Source organism: Psittacicella melopsittaci, from assembly GCF_003585925.1.
GTDB lineage: Bacteria > Pseudomonadota > Gammaproteobacteria > Enterobacterales > Psittacicellaceae > Psittacicella > Psittacicella melopsittaci.
Genome location: NZ_NRJH01000092.1, coordinates 1 through 2,001, shown reverse-complemented (window position 1 = coordinate 2,001; position 2,001 = coordinate 1). Strand labels below are relative to the sequence as shown.

Sequence of the window (2,001 nt, the reverse complement as noted above, 5' to 3'; positions counted from 1 at the left end):
ATAGAAATTACTAAATGTTTTATAAGTTAAATATAACAGGGGCCGAAAAAATCTTTTTTATAAAGTTTATAAAATATAGATTTTTTTATAATAGCAATTCTAGAAAAACTTGAGAAAATATATGGAAAGTCATAAAATTGAATATAAAATCGATATACCTGCAAAAGAAAATAATCTAAAAGCAGAGATTGTTTCGTTTCTTAATACTGAAGGTGGTGAAATACACCTCGGAGTTGATGATAATGGAATTATCGATCACGAAATAATAAGTAAAAAAAAGAAAATATGGGAAGAAAAGCTAACAAACTGGATAAGAGAAGCTTTTTCACCAAATGTTAGTAGCTTAATAAAAATTTATCCAGAAGCGATTCCTTTCAAAATTATTATTCAGGAAGGTAAATTTAAACCATATTATTACAAAAATAATTCAGGAATGAATCTCCAAGGTGTATATATAAGAGTAGGTAGTTCTAAAAGAATAGCCTCCGATGATGAAATACTTAGAATGCTTTTTTCTTCTCCAAGATATATTTACGAAGAAAATATTATTGATAGAAAAGATCTTACATTTACTTACCTTGAAGAAGAATTCAAAAAGAAAAATGTGAAGTTTGATAAATATGGCTTAAACTTATTAAATCGAAATGATGAATATAACAACGCAGCTTTACTATTAAGAGATCAAAATCCTATAGTTACCAAATTTGCAAAATTCGAAGGAACTACTGTTACTAAATTTTTAGATAAAAAAGAGTTCAAAGGATCTATTTTACGTCAACTTGATGAGGTATTATATTTTTCACACTTATCAAATAGTAATCTTAATGGTGAAGAGGAATTATTAAAAATACCAACAAGAGCTTTAAGGGAAGCTATTGTTAACTGTTTTTGCCATAGAGACTATAGTTTAGAAAGCAGTATAAAAATTGAGTTATATGATGACAGAATAAGAATAGTGTCTCCTGGTTGTTTACCCGATGGACTATCTCTTGAAGAAATAAAAAATGGTAAATCTTCAACTAGAAATAAAATAATAGTCGATACTTTAAATAAAATAGATCGTGTTGAAAATGACGCAACAGGTGTTAGGAGAATTTTTGAAGATTACTCAAATTATGAAAAACAACCTGTTTATGAAATCACTAAAAACGCAGTCATTGTGACTCTATACAGCATAAATAATTCTTCAGACAGCAAAAATATTAATAGAAAAGAGTAAGGTTAATCCAATTGTTTTGAAGAGAAAAAATGACATATTAGAGTTAATTAGAGAAAGTAAAAAAATAAAATCAAAAGATATATCAAGGAAATTAAACGTATCTAGTTCTACTTTAAAGCGAGATCTAACTCAGTTAAAAAGAAATAACTTGATAGAGTTTATTGGAACTCAAAGATATGGATACTGGGTTTTAAAAAATCTTTTCTTCTTACGCTGACTTTTATAAAAAGCTTAGATTTGAAATCTCAGACAATAGGGTTGTAATTACTTTATTTACCCCTGACATAGAGAAAACTCCTAATAAAGTAAATAGTTCTTCTCAAGTAAAACTTGGTCCTAAAAAATTAGTTCGACAAGAAAAAATATTGGCACTTATCTTAAAAGATAAAAATGTTAGTGCCTTGAAATTAGCTAAGGAACTAGAAGTTTCTCTTGCAACAATAAAAAGAGACTTATCGGCCCTAAGTGCAGAGAATAAAATAGAGCATATTGGGGGAAATCGATATGGTCATTGGATTGTAAAGAAAGATTAATGTAATAATCAACCAAAGACAAGTGATTAAATGTACTTGTCTTTGGTTTGCTTTAGCAAAATTAATGCCTAGAGAATTAGACCAATAAAATGACACCATAGAAAATGGTACTGATAGAAAAATGACACCATAGAAATGGTACCGATAGAAAATGATACTATAGAAAATGACACCATAGAAATGGTACTGATAGAAAATGATACCATAGAAATGGTACCGATAAAAAATGAGCCCATAAAAAATAAGCCC

Annotated in this window: 3 protein-coding genes; all 3 read left to right on the top strand. The window is 28.1% G+C overall.

Annotated features, from left to right (window positions below; all coding sequences use genetic code 11):
* Positions 1–121 precede the first annotated feature (121 nt).
* The 3 genes from CJP74_RS07910 to CJP74_RS08325 are packed head-to-tail and all read left to right on the top strand — an operon-like array spanning position 122 to position 1,752.
* A complete protein-coding gene (locus CJP74_RS07910) occupies positions 122–1,219 on the top strand; it encodes an ATP-binding protein (RefSeq protein ID WP_222987065.1) in 1,098 nt (365 codons plus the stop codon).
* Between the two features lie 16 nt (positions 1,220–1,235).
* Positions 1,236–1,436, top strand: coding sequence for an HTH domain-containing protein (locus CJP74_RS08350; protein ID WP_222987062.1), 201 nt, complete (start codon positions 1,236–1,238; stop codon positions 1,434–1,436).
* Positions 1,417–1,752 (top strand): HTH domain-containing protein, encoded by a 336-nt coding sequence (locus tag CJP74_RS08325; protein WP_119497980.1) that lies wholly within the window; start codon positions 1,417–1,419, stop codon positions 1,750–1,752. The genes CJP74_RS08350 and CJP74_RS08325 overlap by 20 nt, the downstream gene beginning before the upstream one ends.
* Positions 1,753–2,001 lie beyond the last annotated feature (249 nt).

What these genes read in the sequence shown, in the direction of transcription:
- CJP74_RS07910 (WP_222987065.1), top strand. Translation starts at nt 122, where the DNA reads ATGGAAAGTCATAAAATTGAATATAAAATCGATATACCTGCAAAAGAA.